We start from the raw sequence: 22,721 nt of genomic DNA, 5'->3' as shown, positions 1-22,721 counted from the left end.
TTTATTTGCTTATATACGTAACCCGAATAAGCATCTTAGAATGTCGTTCTTACCTGGTTTGCTGCCTCCTTAACAACAATAATTATCAAATGAATCTCCACCAACTGCGCTTCGTGCGCGAGGCCGTCCGTCAGAACTACAATCTGACCGATGCCGCCAAGGCATTGTTCACTTCCCAGCCCGGCGTCTCGAAGGCCATCATCGAACTGGAAGAAGAGCTTGGCGTCGACATCTTCACCCGGCACGGCAAGCGCATCCGCGGCCTGACCGAGCCGGGGCGGCTGGTGCTGCAATCGGTCGAGCTGATCATGCAGGAGATCGACAGCCTGAAACGCATCGGCAAGGAGTACGCCGCCCACGACAGCGGCAGCTTCACCATCGCCACCACCCACACCCAGGCGCGCTACATGCTGCCGAGAGTGGTGCAGGGCTTCATGCAGAAGTATCCGAAAGTGCGCCTGTCGCTGCTGCAGGGCAACCCGAAGCAGATCGCCGACATGGTCAAGAACGACCAGGCCGACCTGGCCATCGCCACAGAATCGATCGCGGCCGTCGACGGCCTGATCACCTTGCCCGCCTACCAGTGGGAGCACGTGGTGGTGGCGCCGCCGGACCACCCGCTGTTCAAGTCGCGCGCCATTTCACTGGAAGAAATCGCCAGCTATCCCGTGATCACGTATGATGCCGCCTTCGCCGGCCGCAGCAAGATCGACCACGCTTTCTCCTTACGCAACCTGAAGCCGGACGTGCTGCTCGAAGCGATCGACGCCGACGTGATCAAGACCTATGTCGAGCTGGGCATGGGCGTCGGCATCATCGCCGGCATGGCCTTCGACCCCGAGCGCGACCGCAACCTGCGCGCGCTGCCGGTCGGCCACCTGTTCGGCATGAACACCTCGCGCGTGGCGATCAAGCAGGGCGCCTACCTGCGCAGCTATATCTATACCTTCATCGAGCTGCTGACGCCGACGCTCAACCGCAAGATGGTCGAGTCGGCGATGCGCGGTGGGGAAAACTACGAACTGTGATGGAATCAACGATGGACAAGAACGAGGTCATTGCCTACTACGACGGCATCGCCGCCCACTACGACAACGCTGGCGCCGGGTATTCGGAAGAGCAGCTGGAAGACCTGGACGAGGCGCGCGAGCAGCTCGCCACCTTGCTCAGCGGTCACCGCATCCTGGAACTGGGTTGCGGCACCGGCGCCTGGACCGAGGTGCTGAGCGAGACCGCCGAATCGGTGCTCGCGACTGATGCCAGCGCAGCCATGCTCGACCTGGCGCGCATGCATGGCGAAGACCTGGACAATGTCGAATACCGCCTGGTCGATGCGCTGGCCCTGCCGGACGATATCGGCTGCGGCGAGGACAAGTTCACTGCGGTGTTCATGGCCGGTCTGTGGTCGCGTCTGACGCGCGACCAGCAGGAAGCGCTGCTGCTGTCGCTCAAGAAACGCCTGGGCAAGGACGTGCTGCTGGTGGTCTTCGACGATGCCTATGTCGAAACCGAGAGCGCCACCATCGCCCGCACCGACCTGCAGGGCAATACCCATGAATTCCAGCTCGACGCCGACGGCAACCGCCACGAGCTGGTCAAGAATTACCCGACCGACAGCTACCTGCGCAAGCGCCTCGACAAGGTCGGCCGCGAGATCAAGATCGCGCGCTGGGAGTTCTATTGGGTGCTGACCTGCCGCCTCAAGTGATGGATCAGGGAGCAGCGCGGGACTTGCACATCTGGGTCGACGCCGACGCCTGTCCCGCCGTCATCAAGGACATCCTGTTCCGGGTGGCCGAGCGCCTGCAGCTGAACGTGACGCTGGTCGCCAACCAGCTGATCCGGGTGCCCGGCTCGCGTTTCATCCGCGCGCTGCAGGTGCCGGCCGGACCTGACGTGGCCGACGCCGAGATCGTCGCCCGGGTGAACCCCGGCGACATCGTCGTGACCGGCGATATCCCGCTGGCCGCACAGGTGCTGGACAAGGGCGGCCTGCCCCTCAATCCGCGCGGCGAGTGGTACACCAAGGACACCATCGCCCAGCAATTGACGATGCGCGCCTTCATGGAAGAGCTGCGCGGCAGCGGCGTCGATACCGGCGGGCCGGCCGCCTTCAGCCAGGCCGACCGCCAGAACTTCGCGAATGCGCTCGATCGCCAGCTGGCGCGATCGAGGCCGCGCGCGGCGGACCGCTAGATCCACGCCGCCGCGCCCGATGGCAACACCTGTTGACCTGCGCACGATACAGTTGTGCCATTGATAACAATGTTGTTCTTGTTATAATGAGGCAAGGGTGCACACGTCATCAAAGGCGTGGCAGGATGCGCGATGGTCGGGCCGCCACGCGTAACAGTTCACGCCCGTGTCAACCGGACGCTGGCGTGAACGTTGAGAGCTTGCCATGCACGCTAACGTACTACCCGATCACCGCACCAGGCCACTGTCGCCACCATTCCCGAGGATGGCCGCATGACGCGCACCCGCTACGGCCTGCGCTCTCCCGACAGCCCCGACGGCCGCAGCGGCGCCAGCCTGCTGATCGAGCGGATGTACGCCTGGCGCGGCTACCAGGCGGCAAGGCTCGACGCCGACGACCCGCACCGCATCACACTGACCGCGTCCGACCGGGGCGAGGTGGTAGGCACGCTGACCATCGGGATCGACGCCGGCCGCGGTCTGATGGCCGACGGTATGTACAAGGAAGAACTCGATGCCCTCCGGGGCCAGGGCGCGCGCCTGGCCGAGGTCACCAAGCTGGCGTTCGACCATTCGGTCCAGTCCAAGCATGCGCTGGCCAGCGTGTTTCACCTTGCATTCATCTACGCGCGCGAGATGCACGGCTGCACCGACGCCGTCATCGAAGTCAATCCGCGCCATCGCCGCTTCTACGAGCGCATGCTCGGTTTTCGGCAGGTGGGGGAGCTGAAGGTGAATCCGCGGGTGAACGCGCCATCCTTCCTGCTGCACGTCAGCCTGGCCTATGTGGCGCAACAGGTCGAGGCGGTCGGCGGCGCGTTCAAGCGCGGCATCGACACCGGCGAGCGCTCTTTCTACCCCTATTTCTTCTCGCCGGAAGAGGAGCGCGGCATCGCGGCGCGGCTGCTGCGCAGCGGGGCCGCCGACGCCGATCGCTGAGCCGGGACCTGGCCAGCCGGTGGGATGAAAAACGCCGGCATGGCCGGCGTCAAGCGTCCCCGCGGGCGCGGGGACGGAGTGGAAACCGCGCATGCCGCCCGCAGGCGACACGCGCGGCCTTGCGTGATCAGAACGAGTGACGCAGGCCGACGGTGAACACCGAAGGATCGGCGCCCAGCGCGGTGGCTGGCGGGGTCACGTTGTTCGACGAGGCGTTGATGCCGAACACGCCGCGGCTGTTGTTGCGCAGTTGGGCGTAGGTCGTGTAGATGTTGGTGCGCTTCGACAGCGAGTAGGTGTACGACACCGACACGGTGTTGCCCTTGGCATCGGTGTTGTCCAGCTTCTGCTGCTGGAAGTTCAGGAAGAACTTGTTCGCGCCGACGGCGTACGAAGCGCCGATGTTGGCGTTGGTGTACTCTGGGTTGACCGCGTTGCCGGCGCCTTCCAGCTCGGCCTTCATCCAGTTACCCTTGATCTCGAACGCGCCGAAGTTGTAGCCGGCGCCGAAGGCCATTTCCTTGTCGTCGCCCTCGCTCAGGCGCTCGATGGTGTGGTAGCCGGCGCCCAGGTACAGGCCGCCGTTCTTGTATTCCAGCGACGCGCCCAGCAGGTCGCCCGATGGGTCGACGGTTTTTTCGCCGGTCGAGTAGGCGGCGTTGACGACGAAGCCCGACAGCGCGTTCGATTTGTAGTTGACCGAGTTGGCCAGGCGGCGGGTCAGGCGGTTGGTGCCGAAGGCCGACAGGTTCGAGCCGTACAGGCCCTGGCCGTTGATGTCCGATGCGGCGGCGACGGCGGCGATCGGCGAGTATTCGCGGCCGACGGTCAGGGTACCGAAGTCGCCCTGCAGGCCGACCACGGCGCGGCGGCCGAACGTCTGCGAATCGGTGGCGCCGGTGTCGAGCGACACGCCGGCTTCGATGTTGAACAGGGCTTTCAGGCCATTGCCGAGATCTTCGGTACCGCGGAAGCCCAGGCGGCTGCTCGACTGGTTGCCCGAGCTGACGGTGGTGCGGCGGTCTTCGCCCGGTGCATCGGTGTCTTCCAGGGCGATGGCTGCGTCCATCACGCCGTAGATCTGGACGTTGGTCTGGGCTTGGGCGAACAGTGGCAGGGACGACAGCACAGCGGCGGCCAGGAACTTATACTTCATGAAGATCTCCAGTTTAGTTTCGACAAGATGTTGAGTTATCAATCAACTCAGATCGACAGCGATCTTATCGAGCCAATATGTCGAGTTCATGACATCCTGACTATGTTGTTTTTACGCAATAGCCCGAATAATATTCTTTACTTTCGGCATCCGTAGAAAACTTTAGACGACATGTCCGCTCAGCGGCAGCACGATGTCGATGCGGGTGCCCGGCGCTTCGTCGCCGGCGATGGTGATGTCGCCCCCCATCCCCCAGACCCGTTCGCGCATGCCGACCAGGCCCAGCGACTGCGCCTTCTCCATGTCTTCGGCGCGGATGCCGCGGCCGTCGTCCTGGATCGTCACCAGCAATTCTCCATTGGTGCGGTAGAGGTTGAGCAGGACGTTCTGCGCCCCCGCATGGCGCGCGATATTGATCAGCGCCTCTTGCACGATGCGAAACACGGCCGTGCTGGCGGCATCGTCCAGGCGCAGCTCGGCCTCGTCGGCAAGCAGGGTGCAGGCGATGCCGTGGCGTTCGACGAATTCGTCGCGCAAGCCCTGCAGCGCGAAATACAGGCCGCCTTCGTCGAGGGCCCGCGGACGCAGGTTGGCGGCGATCCGGCGCAGCGAGGCGATGGCGGTGAGCAGGTTGGTTTCCATGCCGGCGACCAGGCGCACGCTATCGTCCGGCAATTGGTCGACCCGGGCCAGCAACGTCAGGTCCATGCGCAGCGAAGCCAGCAGCTGGCCGAGGTCGTCGTGCAGCTCGCGCGCGATGTGGGTGCGCTCTTCTTCGCGGATGCTTTGCAGGGCCGAGGACAGCTGGCGCAGCTGGTCGTGCGAGCGCGCCAGCTTTTGCTGCACCAGGTGGCGCTCGGACACGTCGCGCAGGATCACCGTAAACACGAGGCGGCCTTCGTGCTCGACGCTCGAGATCGATCCCTCGATGGGGAACAGCTGGCCGCCGGCGCGGATGCCGGTGACGGCGTAGTCGGTGGCGCGCCGTCCCGCGCGGCCGCCGCCGGCCGGGAAGTAGTCGAATGGGGTATGCGCTTCTGGCGAGGGCGGCTGGATGAAGCGCGACAAACGGCTGCCCTGCATGGCGCTCACGCTCGAATTGAACATCTGGGCCGCGGCCGGGTTGGCCAGCAGGATGGTGGTGTCCTCGTCGACCGACAGGATGGCGTCGCTTGCGCTGTGCACGATGCGGCGGCTGTCGAAGCCGCGCGCGCCGCGCTGTGGGCCGCGGGCGCGCCTCGGCGCAGCGGCCATATTGCCGGTGCAATAGTCGGACAGGAAGCCGGCCACCAGCTCAGCCGGACCCGTGCGGCGGCTGCGTGCCCTGCGCTGAGGTCTCATGCGGAATAGATATATAGAGGGGAGGGCCGCAGACGCGGACCTGGCCCTCTACATTATGCGCAAGGAGGAGGGTGGGCGTTGAGACGAGACAAGGCGCCAGCGCTCAGCCGCGCCGGCCGGCTTCACATCTGCTTGAACAGGTGCAGGAAGCTGCGGCTGACCTCGAGTTTTTCCGGGCGCCCCTTGACCAGCACGAGGTGACGGCCGCGGATGTCGCGCGTCACGCCCTCGATCGCATTCACGTTGACCAGGGTCGCGCGGTGGATCTGCCAGAACAGCGAAGGATCGAGCTCGTCGGCCAGGTCGCGCACCGGCTTGCGGATCAGGGCTTCGAAGCTGGCCGTCTGCACGGCCGTGTATTTCTCGTCCGACCGGAAGAACAGGATGTCCTCGACCGGGATCATGCGCAAGTCCTGGCCGATGCTGGCCTGGATCCATTGCAGGTGTTTTTGCTTCGGCGCGGCGATCTTCTCGGCCAGCTGGCTCAGCATGGCCGACACGCTGTCGTTGACGCTGCCGGCTGCCTGCGGCTTCTCGAGGCGTTCCTTGAGGCGGTCGACCGTGATCTTCAGGCGGTCCGGCTCGGTCGGCTTGAGCACGTAGTCGATCGCGCCGCGCTCGAAGGCTTCCACCGCGTACTGGTCGTAGGCGGTGACGAACACGATCTGGCTGGCGTCGCCGATCTCGCGCGCCGCTTCCATGCCGGTCTTGCCCGGCATGCGGATGTCGAGGAAGGTCAGGTCGGGCTTGAGCTCGCCGACCAGTTGCACGGCTTCTTCGCCATTCTTCGCTTCGCCGACGATCTGCAGTTCGGGCCAGGCTTCCTGCAGGCGCATGCGCAGCTGGTCGCGCATCAGTCTCTCGTCATCGGCAATAATCGCGGTAGGCATGGTGAGTCTCTTCTCAGGTTTATTATGCAATGATTATTCAATGAAACCGGGCGTCAGGCAAGCCGGGCCGCCAGCGACGCGCATTTCCAGCCCTACCTTCAAGCCTGTTTCGACAGCTGGTAAGGCACCTCGATCGTCGCGATCACGCCGGTCGGGCTGTTGGCGCCGATGTGCAGGCGGGCGCTGTCCCCGTGCAGCAGCTTGAGGCGGTCGCGGATCGTCTGCAGGCCCAGGCCGGTGCCGTCGCTCGGCACCACGCCGAAGCCCACGCCGTCGTCGGTCACGGTCACGCGCAGCTTGCTGTCGGCCACCTCGGCCACGATCCTGAGGGTGCCGCCTTCGGGCTTGCACTCCAGGCCGTGCTTGATCGCGTTCTCGACCATCGACTGCAGCATCATCGGCGGGAAGGCGGCGCTGCGCAGGCCCTCCGGGATCTGCAGATCGACCGTCAGGCGTTCTTCCATCCGCATCTTGAGCAGGGCGAGATAGGCGCTGACCATGTCCACTTCGCGCCCGAGGCCGGTGAGCACGGCGTTGTCGCGCATCTGCGGCAGCACCGCCCGCAAGTATTGGATCAGGCTGCGCTGCATGGCCGAGGCGCGCGGCGGGTCGACCCGGATCAGGTGCTCGACCGAGGCCAGCGTGTTGAACAGGAAGTGCGGTTCGACCTGGGCCTGCATCATCTGCATCTTCGTTTCGGACAGCTGGCGCTGCATGGCTTCGCGCTCGGCGGCGGCGTTGGCGACCTGGGCCTCGGCATCGGCGCGCTTCTTGCCGCCGACCAGGGCCTTGGTGCCGAACAGGGCGAGCAGGAGCAGCAGCACGAAGTTCATGAACCAGGTCGAGGCCTGCTTGTGGTAGCGCGACACCTTCTGCTCGGCGGCGTCCTCGACCGCCGCTTCGATCGCGTTCGACAGTTCTTCGCCGATCTGCGGCGGCAGCTCGATATGGACGGAATCGTCGCCCGGGTGGATATTGATGCCGCTGCCGCTGCCGCTGCCGCTGCCGCTGCCGCCGGTGGCGGGCGGTTTCGGCGGCAGCGGCGGACGCGGCGCCTCCGTGGCATCCGGATCGGCCGGCGGAACCGGTTCGACAGGTTCCGCCGGCTCGGCCGCGCCGCTGCGCGCACGGGTGCGCGGATTGAAGCGGATGCCGCTCTCGTCGATCAGGATGCTGGCTTCGCTGCGCCGCCCTGCCTCGCGCTCGGCGCGCGCGATCTCTTCCTGGGCCGGTCCATTGAACAGTTCTTCCTGCAGGATGCCGGCGGCGGTCAGGGTCAGGCAGGCAAACAGGAGGAATTTCCACCACGATAGCTGGGTAACCCAGGTCGCCACCGCGTCGAAGGCCCGGTAGAGCCAGGACAGGATGCCCGTCAAATACTGTTGTGTCGAACTGCGTGCTTGCATGGTCGTCAATCTTGTGTGCTCGTCGTTGCGGGATAGCCGACGATGGAGCGTTGGAATGTTGCAACTTTAACGCGCCGGACGCGTCAGGACCAGCCCCCTGCGACAGCCTGCAGGATTCGGGGAATGGACGGTGCGCATGCGCTGGAAATGATCGAACTCAACAGCTATTAATTAAAAACATTGCAAGGTATGATGCTCATCTCCGATGGCCGGGCCTTCCGGGCACGTTCCGGGACCAATCACAACCGATGACGAAAGGGTGTGCAGATGTCCGCTATTCCCCAAAAATTCCGCCTCGTAACCCGTAGCGATTTCGACGGTCTCGTGTGCGCCGTGCTGCTCAGGCATCTCGAGCTGATCGACGACATCCTGTTCGTCCATCCCAAGGACATGCAGGACGGCAAAATCGTGATCACCGCCCGCGACATCACGACCAATCTGCCTTACGTCGCCGGCGCCCACCTGGTGTTCGACCACCACCTGTCGGAAACCATCCGCAACACCGGCCGCCGCGAGAACCACATCATCCACCCCGAAGCGCCGTCGGCGGCGCGGGTGGTGTATGACCACTACGGCGGCGCGCGCACCTTCCCGGCCGCCTGGAACACCATGATGGCGGCGGTCGACAAGGGCGATTCGGCGCGTTTTACACGCGAAGAAGTGCTCGATCCGCAGGGCTGGGACCTGCTCAATTTCTTGATGGATGCGCGCACCGGCCTCGGGCGCTTCCACGATTTCCGCATCTCGAACTACCAGCTCATGATGGACCTGATCGGCTACTGCGCCACCCAGGACGTCGAACAACTGATGGCGCTGCCGGACGTGGTCGAACGCAGCACCCTGTACCGCGAGCACAGCGAGCGCTGCAAGGAGCAGATCCGGCGCTGCGCGCGGGTCGAAGGCAACCTGGTGGTGCTCGACCTGCGGGAAGAGCCCGTGATCTATGCCGGCAACCGCTTCATCATCTATGCCCTGTTCCCCGAGACGAACATCTCGATCCACGTGCTGTGGGGCGTCAAGCAGCAGAACACGGTGTTCGCCGCCGGCAAGTCGATCCTCAACCGGTCTTCGAAGACGAATATCGGCGCGCTGATGCTGGAATACGGCGGGGGCGGGCACGAGAATGCCGGCACCTGCCAGGTGGACAACGAGCTGGCCGAGGACGTGCTTGGGGCGCTGGTCAAGCGCATTACCAGCGAGGGATAGTACTCAGGCAGTATGCTGCCGCTGCGCCAGCAAATGCCGCGCCGCGTCGGCCGACAGCGGTTCGCAGAACCACTGGCCCTGCATCTGGTCGCAGCCGTGGCTGCGCAGGAATTCCACCTGCTCCTCGGTTTCGACCGCCTCGCCGACCACCGTGATGTCGAGGTTGCGGCCGATGTCGATCAGGGCCCTGGCCAGCGAGCCGCCGCGGCCGTGGTCGGCGATATCGTGCACCGCCGCCTTCGACAGCTTGACCTGGCGCACCGACAGCTGCTGCAGGAAATTCAGGTCGGAGATGCCGCGCCCGAACTGGTCGATCGACAGCATGGCGCCGACGTCGCGCAATTGGGCCGCCAGGTCGCGTCCCAGTCCCGGATTCCTGATCAGGTCGGCCTCGGGGATCTCGATCTCGAGGGCGCCGGGTGGCAGGCCGTAGCGCGACATGCGCTCGGCGATGCCGGCGATGAAGGTGGGCCGGCTGTACTCGCGATGCGAGACATTGACCGCCACCGGCAGCGCCGTAAAGCCGGCATGGCGCAGCTCGCGCGCGAAGGCGCAGGCCTGGTCCAGCACCCGGTTGCCGATCTCGACGATCAGCCCGTTCTCCTCGGCCTCGCTCAGGAAGGCCGCTGGCAGCATCACCCCGTGTTCGGGATGGCGCCAGCGTAGCAGCGCCTCGAAGCCGCGCACCTTGCCGCTGCGCGCGTCCATGCGCGGCTGGAACAGCAGGAACAGTTCGTCGTTGTCCAGCGCGCTTTTCATGCTGCCGGCCAGGGTCGCGCGCGCTTCGCTGGCCAAACGCATCTCGCTGGAATAGAAATGCACGCCCCCGCCACTGTTCTTGGCCCGGTACATGGCCATGTCCGCCGCCCGCACCAGGTCGGCCGGGGTGCGGCCGTCGTGCGGGAAGGACGCCACGCCCAGGCTGGCGCCGACCGGGATCTCGCTGCCGCCGAAGGCCACCGGCATGGTCAGCGCACGGCGCACGCGCTCGACCATGCGCAGCGTATAGCGCAGGTTGGGCTGGTCGACCAGCACCATCACGAATTCGTCGCCCGACATGCGCGCCACCGTGTCGCTGTCACGCACCGTGGCCTGCAGGCGGCGCGCCACCACCTTCAGCACCACGTCGCCGGCGTCGTGGCCAAAGGTGTCGTTGATGGGCTTGAAGTTGTCCAGGTCGATCAGCACGGTCGCCACCAGCGTCTGGTGGCGCTGGGCCAGGTGCACCGCGTGGCCGAGCCGGTCCCACAGCAGCGTGCGGTTGGCCAGGCCGGTCAGGTTGTCGTGGTTGACCTCGTGCTCGAGGTGGTCGGTGCGCTGCTTGCTGGCCGTGACGTCGGTCACGATGCCGACGAAGTGGGTCACCTGGCCGTTGTCGTCATGCACCGGCGTGATGTGCAGGTCGTTCCAGAACAGCTCGCCGTTCTTGCGCAGGTTGCGCAGCACCGCGTGCACCGAGCGCTGCTCGTGCAGCGCCCTGCTCAAGCGCTTGCGTTCGTCCTCGTCCAGCCCGGGTGCGGCCATGAAGCGCGTATCCTTGCCGATGATCTCGTCGGCCGTGTAGCCGGTGATGCGTTCGAAGGCGGGATTGACGTACTCGACCGGATGGTCTGGGTCGCCATTGTGGGCGATGATCACGCCGTTGCTGGCCGCGTCCAGGGCCCGCTTGTACAGGTTCAGCTGGCGTTCGTGCGCGCGCCGCCTGGAGATGTCGATGCCCATGCCGAACAGGTACCGGCCGCCTTCGCAGTCGATGCGGGCGCCCCGCAGCAGGACGGGAATTTCCCGCCCGCTGCGCGCGACGTAGTCGACCTCCATCTCCAGCTCGATGTTGTCGTCGAACATGCGATGAACCTTGTCGGTGAATTCGACACGGTCGCACGGATCGAGCATCTCGAACGCATTGGCTGCCGCCAGTTCGTCGGGCATCATTTCGCAGACGCGTTCAAGATTGTGGTTCCACATCAGGATGCGACCTTCGCGGTCGAGGATGTAGAAGGTGCCAGGCAGCAGATCGACCACGTCCTTCAGCGCGGTGGCGCCGAGACGCTCGGCGTCGGACATGGCATCGGCTGCCGGAATGACGGTGACGCTGACGCCGCGCGCGCCGCCGCTCGCATCGAGCTGGGCCGAGAGCGTGACGCTGGCCGCGCGCCCCGCCGGCAACACGAGCCGGACGGCGCCGGCGTCGAGCAGCTCGGGCCAGGGCGGCGCGCCCAGCAACCGCGAGACCTCCCGGCCGAGCGCATCCGCCGCCGCCAGGCCGAACAACGCGACGCATCGCGGGTTCCAGGTGACAATCGTACCTGTGTCGTCGGCCAGGAAACTGGCCTGCTCGGAGGGGTCGAACGCTGACATGCCGGGTCGCCTTTCTTGCAACGCAGCGCGTGCCGCCACGGCCAGCGCTTGCGTGAAGCCAGCTTACACCTGTTCCAAATTAGCTTGGCAAGCGTTATGTGACGTGCGCGACAGTAGCGTCATGCAGGCGGCGCGGGTGGGTGTAGGTCACGTGGCGGCCGCCGCGCACGAAACCGGCCAGGGTCAGCCCGGCCCGGTCCGCCAGTCGCACCGCCATCGCGGTCGGTGCCGAGATGGCCGCCAGCAAGCCAATGCCGGCGCGGGCCGCCTTCTGCACCATCTCGAAGCTGGCGCGGCTGGTGACGAGCGCGAAGCCGTCGTGAGCATCGATGCCCGTGCGCGCCAGCGCCCCGACCAGCTTATCCAGCGCGTTGTGACGGCCCACGTCTTCGCGCACCAGCAGCAGGCGGCCGTCGCGGTCGGCCCAGCCGGCGGCATGCATGGCGCCGGTGGCCTGGTGCAGGCGCTGCTGGCCGGGCATGGCGGCCATGGCGCGCTGCAGCGCGGCCGGGGCGAGCGGGGCGTTGGTCTCGCGGGCGCCGCCGTCGCGCGGGTCGTTCTGCGCCATCTCGTGCTCGAACCAGGCCAGGCTGTCGATGCCGCACAGGCCGCAGCCGGTCTGGCCCAGGCGTGCGCGCCGCGTTGCCTTCAGGCGCGCCATGGCGCCGGGCGCGATGTCGATGGACAGCGCGATGCCGTGCGGGCCGGCCTCGATCTCGATGTCACGGACGTCATGCGCGGCGCGGACGATGCGTTCGGAGAGCGAAAAGCCGATGGCGAAGTCTTCCAGGTCTTGCGGCGACGCCAGCATCACGGCGTGGCTGATGCCGTTGTAGACCAGGGCTACCGGCACTTCCTCGGCCAGCAGCTCGCTGCCGTCCTCGATCGCGCCATCGCGCCAGCTTGCTGCCGGCACGCTGCTGGCGAGCGCGAACGTCGCGTCGCCGGCTTCGGCAATCGGTGCGCGCGCGTTCATGGCGTCGTCACGGCGGCGCTGCGTTCGAGCAGCACGTCGATCGACTTGGCCGCCGGCACCTTGCTTTCCTTGGCATGGTGCCACAGCGGAATCAGGGGATTGCATTCCGGGTAGTAGCCGGCGATGCAGCCGGGAGGCACGTCGTAGGGCACGATCTGCAGGCCGTCGACGCGGCGCTCGACGCCGTCGTCGGCTTTCGTGCGCAGTGCCACCACGTCGCCCTTGGCGAGACCGTATCTCGCCATGTCGGCTTCGCCCATGAACAGCACCATGCGGCTGCCGTACACGCCGCGGAAGCGGTCGTCGTGGCTGTAGATCGTGGTGTTGAACTGGCCGTCGCTGCGGATCGTGAACAGGCGCAGCACCTCGGGCCCGCCGTCCATGTCCGGGTTGCCGGGCAGCTCGTCCGGCGCCGTGAACTCGGCCTTGCCGCTCTCGGTCTTCCAGATCCGTTCGGCGGCGGCGAGCGGCTTGCGGAAGCCGCCGGGGGTCCACATGCGCTCATTGAAATCGTGGAAGATCTCGGGGAAGGTCTCGGCGATGGCGGCGCGGATCGTGCCGTAGTCGGCGACCCAGGCATCCCAGTCCACGCGCGGGTTCGGATCGAGCGTGGCCTTGGCGATGCCGGCCACGATGGCCGGTTCGGACAGCAGGGATGGCGCCACCGGCTCGGCCATGCCGCGCGAACCGTGCATGCACGAGGTGCTGTCCTCGACCGTCACCGCCTGCGCTCCCGTGCGCTGGCGGTCGATCTCGATCCGTCCCAGGCAGGGCAGCAGGTAGGCGGCCTTGCCGTGGATGACGTGATTACGGTTGAGCTTGGTTGCGACCTGCACCGTCAGCGGCAGCTCGCGCCAGGCCGCTTCCATCAGGCGCGTCTCCGGCACCGCGCGCAAGAAATTGCCGCCCAGGCCAATAAAGGCTTGCAGCTCGTGCTTCAGGATCGCTTCGCAGGCGTCGACGGTGGTCAGGCCTTCGTCGCGCGGCGGCTCGAAGCCGTACTGCTCCTTGAGCTTGTCGAGCGGGGCGAGCTCGGGCTTTTCGGTGATGCCGACCGTGCGCTGGCCCTGCACGTTCGAGTGGCCGCGCACCGGGCAGATGCCGGCCCCGGGCTTGCCGATATTGCCGCGCAACAGCAGCAGGTTGACCAGCATCGTCACGTTCTGCACGCCATTGCGGTGCTGGGTGACGCCCATGCCGTAGACAGCCATCGCGGCGCCGGCCTGGCAATAGACCTCGGCCGCCTGTTCCAGCGCGGCGCGCGGCAGGCCCGATTCGCGCTCGATCGCATCCCAGCCGCAGGCGCGCACGGCGCGCTCGAAGTCCTCGAAGCCGTGGGTGTGCTCCTGGACGAAGGCGACGTCGATCACGCGCTGCGCGCCGCTCTCCCGGGCGACGTCGTCCAGCGCGAAGACGGTCTTGCAGATGCCCATGATGGCGGCCGTGTCGCCGCCCGGCCTGATCTGGTGGTAATGGGTGCTGATCACGGTCTCGTGCCCGGTCAGCATCTCGAGCGGCGATTGCGGATTGGTGAAGCTCACCAGGCCGCGTTCGCGCAGCGGGTTGAAGGTGACGATCGGCACGTCGCGTCCGCGCGCTTCCTGCAGCTGGTGCAGCATGCGCGGGCTGTTCACGCCCACGTTCTGGCCGAAGAACAGGATGCAGTCGGTATGCTTGAAATCGTTCAACCCCACGGTGCCGACGCCGACCCCGATGCTCTTCTGCAAGCCGACCGAAGTGCTTTCGTGGCACATGTTCGAGCTGTCCGGCAGGTTGTTGTTGCCGTACATGCGCGCCAGGAGCTGGTACATATACGAGGTTTCCAGCGAAGCGCGGCCGGAGGCGTAGAACACCACTTGCCTGGGCTCGCAGGCGCGCAAGTGGGCGCCGATCTCGGCGAACGCCGCGTCCCAGTCGACCGGACGGTACTTGTCGCTGGCGGCGTCGTAGCGCAGCGGCACCGTCAGGCGGCCGTGGTCTTCCAGCGCGTGGTCGCTCCAGCCTTCCAGTTCGGTGAGCGTGTGGCGGTCGAAAAAGTCGGGACCGATCGCCTTGCTCGTGGTTTCCCAGGCGGTGGCCTTGGCGCCGTTGGCACAGAACTCGAATGGATGCGGGTCGGCCGGCTTGGCCCAGGCGCAGCTGACGCAGGCAAAGCCGTCGGGCTTGTTCTGCTTGAGCAGCAGCACCGTGTCCTTCAGCACCACGTTCTGCCCGGTCAGGACCTTCTTCACGTCATCGACTGAGCCCCAGCCGCCTGCGGGCATGGTGGCGTCTTCGACGCGGAGGCGGTGTTCTCGATCACTCATCTGGCTCTCCCTGCTGGTGGAGTTCCACCGTAACGTTGCAGGGGGAATGCCTCGGTGCGTCCGCGCACATTGAGGTGCAATCCATCGTCGCGGTGCGGGACAAGGGCAGGTCGGAGCATCGCGCCGATGGGGGGGGAGGGCGCCAGCAAAAAGCGCGGTACTCGTCAGCCATGGCGTGGCCGCGCGCCGTCTCCCCGATTACCTGGGCTGGCACTGGGCACGCGACGGCGGGAGAGTCAATTCCGTCGAGCAATTGCTGCGTATTGGATTCGGGGTCATCAACAGCTGATGCGTACAGCGCCAACAAAAAAGCCACGGCAGGCCGTGGCTTCATGAGGAGCGCGGCAGCCTTACGCAGCCGCGATATCCTGCTTCTCGGGCAGCGCGATCTCGTTGTTCACGCTGAACTGGTAATCCTTGAACACGTGTTCCGCGCTCAGGATCTGGTAGTTGCCGTCCGCCAGCAGGTGGGTGGTGTCCTTCAGGCGGTAGGTGTAGTGGCCGCAGGTCCAGCAATTGAAGTTGCGCATGTGCGTGCACAGGCAGGTCTTGTCCATCACGACCACTTTCTTCTGGTCCGGATGGGCCTGCACCTCGCGGTTGTACGAGTTGATGTAGGCGCAGTTGCCAGTGGCGTCCAGCAGGTAGCCGTAGGATTCGCAGCCGGGACGGATGCCGGAGCCGATCGCCGGGGTATTCTTGAGCATGCGCATCGGGTAGCCGGTCGGCGACACGCCGTTGACTTCGATGTCTTCTTCGCTGGCGCGGAAGTACTCCTGCTTGACGCTGTCCGGCAGGCCGCACTCGTGGGTGACGGTGAAGCGGGTCGCCACCTGCACGCCGCCGGCGCCTTTTTCCAGGAAGCCGACCGCATCCGAGCCGGTGAACACGCCGCCGGCCGCGATCACCGGGATGCCCAGCTGCTCGGCCTGCATGAAGGCGAGGACTTCGTCCATGATGGTGTGCAGGTCGTACTGCTTCCAGTCATCGATGCCGAAGCCCAGGTGGCCGCCGGCCAGCGGGCCTTCGACGATCACGAAATCCGGCTTGCGGTCCAGGCGCGAGACCTTCTTGAGGAAGAGCTGCAGCGCGCGCACCGAAGACACGATGATGCCCAGATGGGCGTCGCGGAAGCGTGGATGGTCCTTGATCAGCTCGAACGAGCCCAGGTGCAGGCCGGCCGACAGGGTGATGCCGTCGATGCCGGCGTCCAGTGCCGACGCCAGGCGCACGCGCAGGGTTTCCTTCGGCGCATTCATGGTCAGCTTTTCCATGCAATTGACGTAGATAAGGCCATCGCCTTTCTTCGCTTCCATGGTCGCACCGACGTGGCGACGGGTCGCCTCGGCAAGGTGATCCAGGTCGAACTGGACCACCGCCTTGTTCATATTGTTGATGTTGAACTTGTAGGTCTTCGTCTTGTCTTTAACGAAGGTGGTGTCGAACTTGCGGTCGGACACGTCCTGGGACATGGCGTCGGAGATATGACCGATCCCACCGAGGCGGGCCGCTTCAAGGGCCAGCTCGGACGTCGAAATGTCCACACCCATTCCGCCGATCATGATGGGCACATATTCCTTGTTGCCCATACGTAGGCGGAAATCATCAACACGTTTCATTGCTATCCTTAGACTACCTAAACTGCCTGGGGTTGCGGCGGCGCACGGCGTCACGAAAACGCACGAATGTCAAGGCGCCATTCTACTCCAAGCGGGGCTACGCGCCGCGGAACACGTCCGCCTGCGCCACGCTCTCGAGCCGGCCATGCCGGCCACCGGCGACTGGGCTATGAATCAGTCGCGGAAATTATTGAAAGCCAGCGGCAGCTCCTGCACGTCCTTGCGCAGCATCGCCATCGCAGTCTGCAGGTCGTCGCGCTTGGCGCCAGTCACGCGCACCGACTCGCCCTGGATGCTGGCCTGTACCTTCATCTTGCTTTCCTTGATCAGCTTGGTGATCTTTTTCGCGTCTTCGGTTTCAATGCCGTTGCGCACCTTGATCACCTGCTTGACCTTGTCGCCGCCGATCTTCTCGACCTTGCCTTCGTCGAGGAAGCGCACGTCGACCTTGCGCTTCGACATCTTGTTGATGAGCACGTCCTTGACCTGGCTGAGCTGGAAGTCGGAATCGGCCAGCAGCGTCAGTTCGCGCTCTTTTTGTTCGACATTGGCCGAGCTGCCCTTGAAGTCGAAGCGGGTCGCGATTTCCTTGTTCGATTGCTCGACCGCGTTCTTGACTTCGACCATGTCTGCTTCGCAGACCACATCAAACGATGGCATGGAGTGTGTCCTTGTTTAGATTAATCCCTCTATTTTAGCGGACAACGGCCCGAATCGCGACCGTTTTGCCATGCTGGAAAGTCGGGAATGCGTGAACCACTATAATGAAACGACATTTTCCATCCCAACCGTCATGCATCCAGACCTGCCCATCGTCCACGATCAGCCGCTTGCCGGGCTGAATACCTTCCGTATCCCCGCCACCGCCCGTCACTACCTGCGCGTGACAAGCGCCGGGCAATTGACGGCGCTGCGCGCCGATCCGTCTCTCGCCAACCTGCCGCGCCTGGTGCTGGGCGGCGGCAGCAACCTGCTGTTCACCCAGGATGTCGACGGCCTGGTGCTGCACATGGCCGGCCAGGGGCGGGAGATCCTGGGCCAGCACGGCGACAAGGTCCTCGTGCGCGCCCAGGCCGGCGAGAACTGGCATGCCTTCGTCCAGTTTACCCTGGCGCAGGGGCTGGGCGGGCTGGAAAACCTGTCACTGATCCCCGGCACGGTCGGCGCCGCACCCATCCAGAACGTGGGGGCGTACGGCGTCGAAACCAGGGATGTGTTCCACAGCCTGACGGCCTTCGACATGGCCAGCGGCGAACTCCGCACCCTGGACGCCGCCGCCTGCCGCTTCGGCTACCGCGACAGCATCTTCAAGCATGCCGAGGGACGCGATCTCATCGTGCTGGACGTCACCTTCGCGCTGCCGGCGGCCTGGCAGCCGAACCTGCGCTATGCCGAACTGGCCAACGCGGTGCAGGAGGCGGGGCTGGCGGCGCCGACGCCGCGCGATATCGGCGCCATCGTCGAAGCGATCCGTCGCCGCAAGCTGCCCGATCCCCAGGAGATCGGCAATGCCGGCAGCTTCTTCAAGAACCCGGTGGTCTCAGACGAGGAATGCCGGCGCCTGCTGGAGACGTATCCGAACCTCGTCCACCATGCCCAGCCGGACGGCAGCCAGAAGCTGGCGGCGGGCTGGCTGATCGACCAGTGCGGCTGGAAGGGAAAGAACATCGGCCCGGCCGGTGTCTATCACAAGCAGGCGCTGGTCCTGGTCAATCTGGGCGGCGCGATCGGGACCGATGTGGTGCGCCTGGCCCAGGCCATCCAGGCCGACGTGGCGGCCCGCTACGGCGTGGCGCTGGAACCCGAACCCGTATTCATTTAAGGAACCCACCATGAAGAAGGCAATCGTCACAGGCCACACCCGCGGCCTCGGCGCCGCCGTCGCGGCCGAACTGCAGGCGCGCGGCATCGCCGTGCTGGGCCTGGCGCGCGGACGCTCGCCACGGGCCGGCATCGAACAGGTCGTGCTCGACATGGCCGATCCCGCCGCCCTGCAAGCCTGGCTCGCGGGCGATGCGCTGCGCGATTTTCTGCAGGACGCAAACGATGCACTCCTGGTGAACAATGCCGGCGTCGTCGCGCCGGTCGGTCCGCTTGCCGTCCAGGATCCGGCCGAGGTGCTGCGCGCCGTCGCGCTCAACGTCGGCGCGCCCTTGGCGCTGGCCGCCGCCTTCGTGCGGGCCGCGCCAAAGGCCCAGCGCCGCATCCTGCACGTCTCGAGCGGCGCGGCGCGCAATGCCTATCCCGGCTGGGCCGTGTATTGCGCGACCAAGGCGGCGCTCGACCAGCATGCGCGCGCCGTGCTGCTCGATGGCGATCCGGGCGTGCGCGCCTGCAGCCTGGCGCCGGGCGTGATCGACACCGATATGCAGGCGGCCATCCGCGCCACGCCGGATGCCGATTTCCCGATGCGCGAGCGGTTCGTCGCGCTGAAGGAGGGCGGCGCGCTGGATACGCCCGAGGCGTGCGCCAGCAAGCTGGTCGATTACCTGCTGGCGCCGGGATTTGGCAGCGAGCCGGTAGATGACTTGCGTAACTAGTTGACAGGCGTGCGACACTTGTCGCATGATTGTGGCTGCCGTCACACGCTGGAGTGTTGTCCATGGCCGTCCCCTCGATCTCCGAACTGAGCCTGCTGAAAGCGCTGTGGCGCCGGCAGCCATTGAGCGCCCGCGAAATCCATGACGCGGTGGTCGAGGAGCTGGCGTGGTCGTATTCGTCGACCCGCAAGACGCTCGAGCGCATGCTCGAGAAAAACATGGTGCGCCAGGAGCTGCGCCATGGCGTGCAGGTGTACGAGGCGGTCAGCGACAAGGTCGATACCCTGGCCGCCTTCGCCCACGACTTCGGCCGGCGCGTAATGGAAATCGATACGCCTCTGCCGGTCAATATGTTCACTGGCAGCAAGCTGGTCGACGATGCGGAGCTGGCCCGCCTGGAGCGGCTCCTCAACGACTGGCCGGTCGACACGGACGGGGCCCCATGACCGCGCTCGACAAGTTGGCCATCCGCTTCCTGTTCGCCAGCGCGGGTTGCCTGGCGGCCGGGCTGGCGGTGTGGGGCGCGACCCGGCTGGCGCGCCGTGCGCTGCCGGCGCTGGGCATGCAGCGCTCGACCTGGCTGCTGGGCCAGGCCGCGATCGCGGCCACTTTCCTGTTGCTGTTGATAGCGCCCGCCCGGCAGGCGGAGATGCAGCCGGTGTTCGAAGTCGACGTGAGCGCGGTGGCGGCAAGCCTGCCCGCCGCCCTGGCGCCATCGGGCCCCGCCGCCGGCATGCCGGCCACCATCGCAGGTGAGCGTTCCTGGCTGGCGTGGCTGGCCTGGGCCTGGGTGTCGATCTATGCCTGCGGCCTCGCCTGGATGGTCGGCAGGCTGTGGCAGGGCCAGCGGATCGTGCAGCGCCTGATGCGATGCGGGGCGCCCCAGGCGCCCCAGGCGCATCCGGCGCACCCTGCCGTCATCGAAGTCGACGCCCCCATACCTCCGATGCTGGTCGGCCCATTCAAGCCGCGCCTGCTGCTGCCGCGCGGCCTGCGCGACATCGATCCGCTCCAGCGCGAGCTGATCGTGGCCCATGAACTGACGCACTGGCGCCGCGGCGACCTGTGGTGGCTGACGGTGGGCGCCGGGCTGCAGGCGCTGTGCTGGTTCAATCCCGCCATGCGCCTGCTGCGCGAACGACTCGCCTGGGCGCAGGAACTCGGCTGCGACCGCGACGTGTTGCGCGGCCGGCCGCCGCTCGAACGCCGCGCCTATGCCGCCGCGCTGGTCGCGCAGCTGCGCATGCAGCACCGTACGGTGAACGGGGCATTGGCATTTGGCGGCGTCAGCCCCGATACGCTGGCGGCCCGCGTTGAACTGATCCGTGCTCCCGGCGCCGCGCGGCATGCGGCATGGGCGCGCGGCGCGGGACTCGCGATCCTGGCGCTGGCCTTCGGCGGCAACCTGGCGCTGCAGCCCGCGCTGGCCTGGAGCGATCAGCCGGCCAGGCTCGATTGCACCCTCATGCTCGACGCCGCGAGCGGCGCCCCCCTCGTCGAGCAGGGCGACTGCGATGTGCGCGCCACGCCGGCCTCCACTTTTAATATCGTCGTCAGCCTGATGGGCTACGACGCGGGCATCCTGGTCGACGCCCACACGCCGGCGCTGCCGTTCAGGAAGGGTTATGTCGACTGGCTGCCGGCCTGGCGCACCACCACCGACCCCACGGGCTGGATCCGCAACTCGACCGTGTGGTATGCGCAGCAGGTGACCGCGCGCCTTGGTCTCGATGGCTTGCAATCGTATTTGCAGCGTTTCGACTACGGCAACCGGGACCTGTCGGGTGGCGTGACCGATGCCTGGATCGGTTCCTCGCTGCAGATCTCGGCGCAAGAGCAGGCGGCGTTCCTGCGCAAGGTCGTCAACCGCGAGCTGGGTTTGAATGCGCAGGCCTACGACATGACGGCGACGCTGCTGCGCCTGCCCACGCTGCCGAACGGCTGGGACGTGTACGCCAAGACCGGCACCGCCGTGCTGGATCGGCCGAAGGGTTCGCAAGATCCGCCGCGCTCCTATGGCTGGTTCGTCGGTTGGGCCAGCAAGGAAGGGCGCACGATCGTGTTCGCGCGCCTGATCCTGGACCGGGAGAATCCCGATCGCGCAGCCGGTCCGCTATTGAAAGAAGCCTTCCTGCGCGAACTGCCTGCAAGACTGGACGCGCTCTAAACCTCCATCAAAGGACATCTCCATGAAGATCACAAGCCTGGCATTGGCCGCGGCTGGCCTCGTCACGTGCATGCCTTTCGCATCCGCCAGTGACTGGAACACGCCGCAGGACCCGTTCGCGCTCTCCGCCGACAGCTACTACGTCGGCACGCGCGGCCTGAGCGCCGTCTTGATTACCTCCAAAACAGGCCACATCCTGATCGACGGCGCTACGCCGGAGGCGGCAGGCCAGATCGCCGCCAATGTCCGCAGGCTCGGTTTCAAGGTCGAGGACATCCGCATCATCCTCAATTCGCACGAGCACTTCGACCACGCGGGCGGGATCGCCGAGCTGCAACGGCTGTCCGGCGCCGAGGTCAGGGCCACGCCCGCCGCGGCCGCGGTCCTGCGCACCGGTAAAGTCAGCCGCGGCGATCCGCAATATGCCGGCCTGCTGGAAAACGACATGGCGCCGGTGGCCAGGGTCGGCGTCGTGCGCGACGGCGAGACGGTCAAGGTCGGTCCGCTGGCCGTCACCCTGCATGCGACCCCCGGCCACACCCAGGGGGGATCGACCTGGACCTGGACGTCGAACGATGGCGGCAAGCGCGTGAACATGGTGTATGCCGACAGCCTGAACGCCATCGGCGCCGGGGGCTTCCGCTACAGCGGCGACCCGGCCTATCCGAACGCGCGCGGCGACGTGGAGCGCTCGATCGCGAAAGTCGCGGCCCTGCCTTGCGACGTGCTGGTCTCGGCCCATCCTGAAGGGAGCGATGTATGGAAGCGTCACGCGCAACGCGCCACGCTCGGCAACGCGGCCTTCGTCGACAAGACCGCTTGCCGCGCCTATGCCGACAAGGGCCGCGCGCGGCTGCAGAAGACGCTGGCGGAAGAAGCGAAGACGCCTGCGATCGTCTGGCGCGACGATGCGAAGATCGCCGAGATGTTCGAGAAGGCGGGCGTGACCGGCACCTTCGTCGTGCACGACGTCGCCGCCAACGTCTACACAGGGCATGACCGCCAGCGCGCCAATATCCGCTACGTCCCGGCGTCGACCTACAAGATTCCCAATTCGCTGATCGGCCTGGCGACCGGCGCCGTCTCCAGCGTCGACGAAGTGTTGCCGTACGGCGGCGGGCCGACCTACCTGCCGCAATGGGCCAGGGACATGCCGCTACGCGAGGCGATCAGGATATCGAACGTCCCGGTGTACAAGGAACTGGCGCGCCGCATCGGCATGCCGCGCATGCGAGAGGGCCTGCGCCAGCTCGATTACGGCAATATGGATGCGGGGGCTGTCATCGACGCCTTCTGGCTCGAAGGGCCGTTGAAGATCAGCGCAATCGAGCAGACCCGTTTCCTGGGCCGGCTGGCGCAGGACCAGCTGCCGTTTCCGAAAGCCGCGATGGCGGCGGTGCGCGAGATCGTGCGCCAGGACGATCACGCGAACCTGTACGCCAAGACCGGCTGGTATATGCCCGACGATCGCAAGAACCAGATCGGCTGGTGGGTCGGCTGGGTCGAGAAGGACGGCAAGGTGTATGCGTTCGCGCTGAATGCCGACATCACCGACGATACGGTTGGCGCCAAGCGGGTGCCGCTGGGGAAGGCGGCTTTGCAGTCGTTAGGGCTGTTGTAG

At 66.1% G+C, this 22,721-nt stretch carries 19 protein-coding genes and 2 pseudogenes; 12 read left to right on the top strand and 9 right to left on the bottom strand.

The features are described from left to right. Window positions 1–89: 89 nt before the first annotated feature. The 4 genes from DIR46_RS05315 (at window position 90) to DIR46_RS05300 (ending at window position 3,135) form a co-directional block, all read left to right on the top strand. On the top strand, window positions 90–1,028 hold the full coding sequence (locus tag DIR46_RS05315; RefSeq protein WP_109344307.1) for a CysB family HTH-type transcriptional regulator: 939 nt from the start codon (window positions 90–92) through the stop codon (window positions 1,026–1,028). Then, entirely contained in the window at window positions 1,028–1,708 is a 681-nt protein-coding gene (locus tag DIR46_RS05310; protein ID WP_109344306.1) for a class I SAM-dependent methyltransferase, read from the top strand. Before DIR46_RS05315 ends, DIR46_RS05310 begins: the two co-directional genes overlap by 1 nt. A 23-nt stretch (window positions 1,709–1,731) precedes the next feature. After that, the gene (locus tag DIR46_RS05305; RefSeq protein WP_109344305.1) at window positions 1,732–2,196 is read left to right on the top strand and encodes a YaiI/YqxD family protein; all 465 of its coding nucleotides are present in this window, start codon (window positions 1,732–1,734) and stop codon (window positions 2,194–2,196) included. 273 nt (window positions 2,197–2,469) lie between these two features. Beyond that, the gene (locus DIR46_RS05300; protein WP_109344304.1) at window positions 2,470–3,135 is read left to right on the top strand and encodes a GNAT family N-acetyltransferase; all 666 of its coding nucleotides are present in this window, start codon (window positions 2,470–2,472) and stop codon (window positions 3,133–3,135) included. 127 nt (window positions 3,136–3,262) lie between these two features. Here the strand turns inward: DIR46_RS05300 and DIR46_RS05295 are convergent, their stop codons facing one another. From DIR46_RS05295 to DIR46_RS05280, 4 genes are all read right to left on the bottom strand, one after another. After that, window positions 3,263–4,291, bottom strand: a complete 1,029-nt coding sequence (locus DIR46_RS05295) for a porin (protein ID WP_109344303.1) — start codon at window positions 4,289–4,291, stop codon at window positions 3,263–3,265. A 162-nt stretch (window positions 4,292–4,453) separates the two neighbouring features. Further along, on the bottom strand, window positions 4,454–5,632 hold the full coding sequence (locus DIR46_RS05290; RefSeq protein ID WP_109344302.1) for a PAS domain-containing sensor histidine kinase: 1,179 nt from the start codon (window positions 5,630–5,632) through the stop codon (window positions 4,454–4,456). 122 nt (window positions 5,633–5,754) lie between these two features. Next, a complete protein-coding gene (locus tag DIR46_RS05285) occupies window positions 5,755–6,522 on the bottom strand; it encodes a LytR/AlgR family response regulator transcription factor (protein WP_109344301.1) in 768 nt (255 codons plus the stop codon). Window positions 6,523–6,620: 98 nt separating this feature from the next. After that, window positions 6,621–7,928 carry a sensor histidine kinase gene (locus DIR46_RS05280; protein WP_109344300.1) on the bottom strand — a complete coding sequence of 436 codons (1,308 nt, stop codon included), beginning with the start codon at window positions 7,926–7,928 and terminating at the stop codon, window positions 6,621–6,623. A 267-nt stretch (window positions 7,929–8,195) separates the two neighbouring features. Between DIR46_RS05280 and DIR46_RS05275 the strand changes: the two genes are divergently transcribed. Further along, window positions 8,196–9,134 carry a DHH family phosphoesterase gene (locus DIR46_RS05275; RefSeq protein WP_109347912.1) on the top strand — a complete coding sequence of 313 codons (939 nt, stop codon included), beginning with the start codon at window positions 8,196–8,198 and terminating at the stop codon, window positions 9,132–9,134. Window positions 9,135–9,137: 3 nt separating this feature from the next. Here the strand turns inward: DIR46_RS05275 and DIR46_RS05270 are convergent, their stop codons facing one another. The 3 genes from DIR46_RS05270 to DIR46_RS05260 all read right to left on the bottom strand — a co-directional run bounded on the left by DIR46_RS05270 (window position 9,138) and on the right by DIR46_RS05260 (window position 14,774). Then, complete coding sequence (locus tag DIR46_RS05270; protein WP_109344299.1) at window positions 9,138–11,492, bottom strand: sensor domain-containing protein; 2,355 nt, start codon at window positions 11,490–11,492, stop codon at window positions 9,138–9,140. Window positions 11,493–11,586: 94 nt separating this feature from the next. Further along, complete coding sequence (gene fdhD / locus DIR46_RS05265) at window positions 11,587–12,468, bottom strand: formate dehydrogenase accessory sulfurtransferase FdhD (RefSeq protein ID WP_109344298.1); 882 nt, start codon at window positions 12,466–12,468, stop codon at window positions 11,587–11,589. Continuing rightward, on the bottom strand, window positions 12,465–14,774 hold the full coding sequence (locus DIR46_RS05260; RefSeq protein WP_109344297.1) for an FdhF/YdeP family oxidoreductase: 2,310 nt from the start codon (window positions 14,772–14,774) through the stop codon (window positions 12,465–12,467). The genes fdhD and DIR46_RS05260 overlap by 4 nt, the downstream gene beginning before the upstream one ends. A 169-nt stretch (window positions 14,775–14,943) precedes the next feature. Here DIR46_RS05260 and DIR46_RS28030 point away from each other — a divergent pair. After that, window positions 14,944–15,063 (top strand): annotated as a pseudogene (locus tag DIR46_RS28030) (IS1595 family transposase); the annotation flags it as partial. A 61-nt stretch (window positions 15,064–15,124) separates the two neighbouring features. On the opposite strand, the gene DIR46_RS05250 reads toward DIR46_RS28030, so the two are convergent. Further along, window positions 15,125–16,393 (bottom strand): nitronate monooxygenase, encoded by a 1,269-nt coding sequence (locus tag DIR46_RS05250; RefSeq protein WP_109344296.1) that lies wholly within the window; start codon window positions 16,391–16,393, stop codon window positions 15,125–15,127. A 174-nt stretch (window positions 16,394–16,567) separates the two neighbouring features. After that, window positions 16,568–17,053, bottom strand: a complete 486-nt coding sequence (locus tag DIR46_RS05245; RefSeq protein WP_109344295.1) for a YajQ family cyclic di-GMP-binding protein — start codon at window positions 17,051–17,053, stop codon at window positions 16,568–16,570. 133 nt (window positions 17,054–17,186) lie between these two features. Between DIR46_RS05245 and murB the strand changes: the two genes are divergently transcribed. The 6 genes and pseudogenes from murB to blaOXA all read left to right on the top strand — a co-directional run bounded on the left by murB (window position 17,187) and on the right by blaOXA (window position 22,721). Then, window positions 17,187–18,215 carry a UDP-N-acetylmuramate dehydrogenase gene (murB, locus tag DIR46_RS05240; RefSeq protein ID WP_109344294.1) on the top strand — a complete coding sequence of 343 codons (1,029 nt, stop codon included), beginning with the start codon at window positions 17,187–17,189 and terminating at the stop codon, window positions 18,213–18,215. 10 nt (window positions 18,216–18,225) lie between these two features. Beyond that, window positions 18,226–18,933, top strand: coding sequence for an SDR family oxidoreductase (locus DIR46_RS05235; protein ID WP_109344293.1), 708 nt, complete (start codon window positions 18,226–18,228; stop codon window positions 18,931–18,933). Between the two features lie 62 nt (window positions 18,934–18,995). Continuing rightward, entirely contained in the window at window positions 18,996–19,379 is a 384-nt protein-coding gene (locus DIR46_RS05230) for a BlaI/MecI/CopY family transcriptional regulator (protein ID WP_109344292.1), read from the top strand. Further along, window positions 19,376–21,100: a M56 family metallopeptidase gene (locus tag DIR46_RS05225; protein WP_109344291.1), complete on the top strand. Its 1,725-nt coding sequence runs from the start codon at window positions 19,376–19,378 to the stop codon at window positions 21,098–21,100. Before DIR46_RS05230 ends, DIR46_RS05225 begins: the two co-directional genes overlap by 4 nt. A gap of 22 nt (window positions 21,101–21,122) precedes the next feature. Further along, window positions 21,123–21,965, top strand: a pseudogene (gene bla, locus DIR46_RS27905) (subclass B3 metallo-beta-lactamase); the annotation flags it as partial. Beyond that, window positions 21,954–22,721, top strand: a complete 768-nt coding sequence (blaOXA, locus tag DIR46_RS27900; protein WP_370659968.1) for a class D beta-lactamase — start codon at window positions 21,954–21,956, stop codon at window positions 22,719–22,721. The pseudogene bla and the gene blaOXA, both read left to right, overlap by 12 nt.

This window comes from Massilia oculi (assembly GCF_003143515.1).
Taxonomy (GTDB): domain Bacteria; phylum Pseudomonadota; class Gammaproteobacteria; order Burkholderiales; family Burkholderiaceae_D; genus Telluria; species Telluria oculi.
This window is presented reverse-complemented; position numbering and strand designations above follow the sequence as displayed.

Coding starts and splice junctions, on each gene's coding strand:
- DIR46_RS05245 (WP_109344295.1), bottom strand. CDS start 17,053: ATGCCATCGTTTGATGTGGTCTGCGAAGCAGACATGGTCGAAGTCAAG.
- DIR46_RS05230 (WP_109344292.1), top strand. CDS start 18,996: ATGGCCGTCCCCTCGATCTCCGAACTGAGCCTGCTGAAAGCGCTGTGG.
- DIR46_RS05290 (WP_109344302.1), bottom strand. CDS start 5,632: ATGAGACCTCAGCGCAGGGCACGCAGCCGCCGCACGGGTCCGGCTGAG.
- fdhD (WP_109344298.1), bottom strand. CDS start 12,468: ATGAACGCGCGCGCACCGATTGCCGAAGCCGGCGACGCGACGTTCGCG.
- DIR46_RS05295 (WP_109344303.1), bottom strand. CDS start 4,291: ATGAAGTATAAGTTCCTGGCCGCCGCTGTGCTGTCGTCCCTGCCACTG.
- DIR46_RS05300 (WP_109344304.1), top strand. CDS start 2,470: ATGACGCGCACCCGCTACGGCCTGCGCTCTCCCGACAGCCCCGACGGC.
- DIR46_RS05315 (WP_109344307.1), top strand. CDS start 90: ATGAATCTCCACCAACTGCGCTTCGTGCGCGAGGCCGTCCGTCAGAAC.
- DIR46_RS05225 (WP_109344291.1), top strand. CDS start 19,376: ATGACCGCGCTCGACAAGTTGGCCATCCGCTTCCTGTTCGCCAGCGCG.
- DIR46_RS05310 (WP_109344306.1), top strand. CDS start 1,028: ATGGAATCAACGATGGACAAGAACGAGGTCATTGCCTACTACGACGGC.
- DIR46_RS05260 (WP_109344297.1), bottom strand. CDS start 14,774: ATGAGTGATCGAGAACACCGCCTCCGCGTCGAAGACGCCACCATGCCC.
- DIR46_RS05250 (WP_109344296.1), bottom strand. CDS start 16,393: ATGAAACGTGTTGATGATTTCCGCCTACGTATGGGCAACAAGGAATAT.
- DIR46_RS05270 (WP_109344299.1), bottom strand. CDS start 11,492: ATGTCAGCGTTCGACCCCTCCGAGCAGGCCAGTTTCCTGGCCGACGAC.
- DIR46_RS05285 (WP_109344301.1), bottom strand. CDS start 6,522: ATGCCTACCGCGATTATTGCCGATGACGAGAGACTGATGCGCGACCAG.
- DIR46_RS05275 (WP_109347912.1), top strand. CDS start 8,196: ATGTCCGCTATTCCCCAAAAATTCCGCCTCGTAACCCGTAGCGATTTC.
- DIR46_RS05235 (WP_109344293.1), top strand. CDS start 18,226: ATGAAGAAGGCAATCGTCACAGGCCACACCCGCGGCCTCGGCGCCGCC.
- murB (WP_109344294.1), top strand. CDS start 17,187: ATGCATCCAGACCTGCCCATCGTCCACGATCAGCCGCTTGCCGGGCTG.
- DIR46_RS05280 (WP_109344300.1), bottom strand. CDS start 7,928: ATGCAAGCACGCAGTTCGACACAACAGTATTTGACGGGCATCCTGTCC.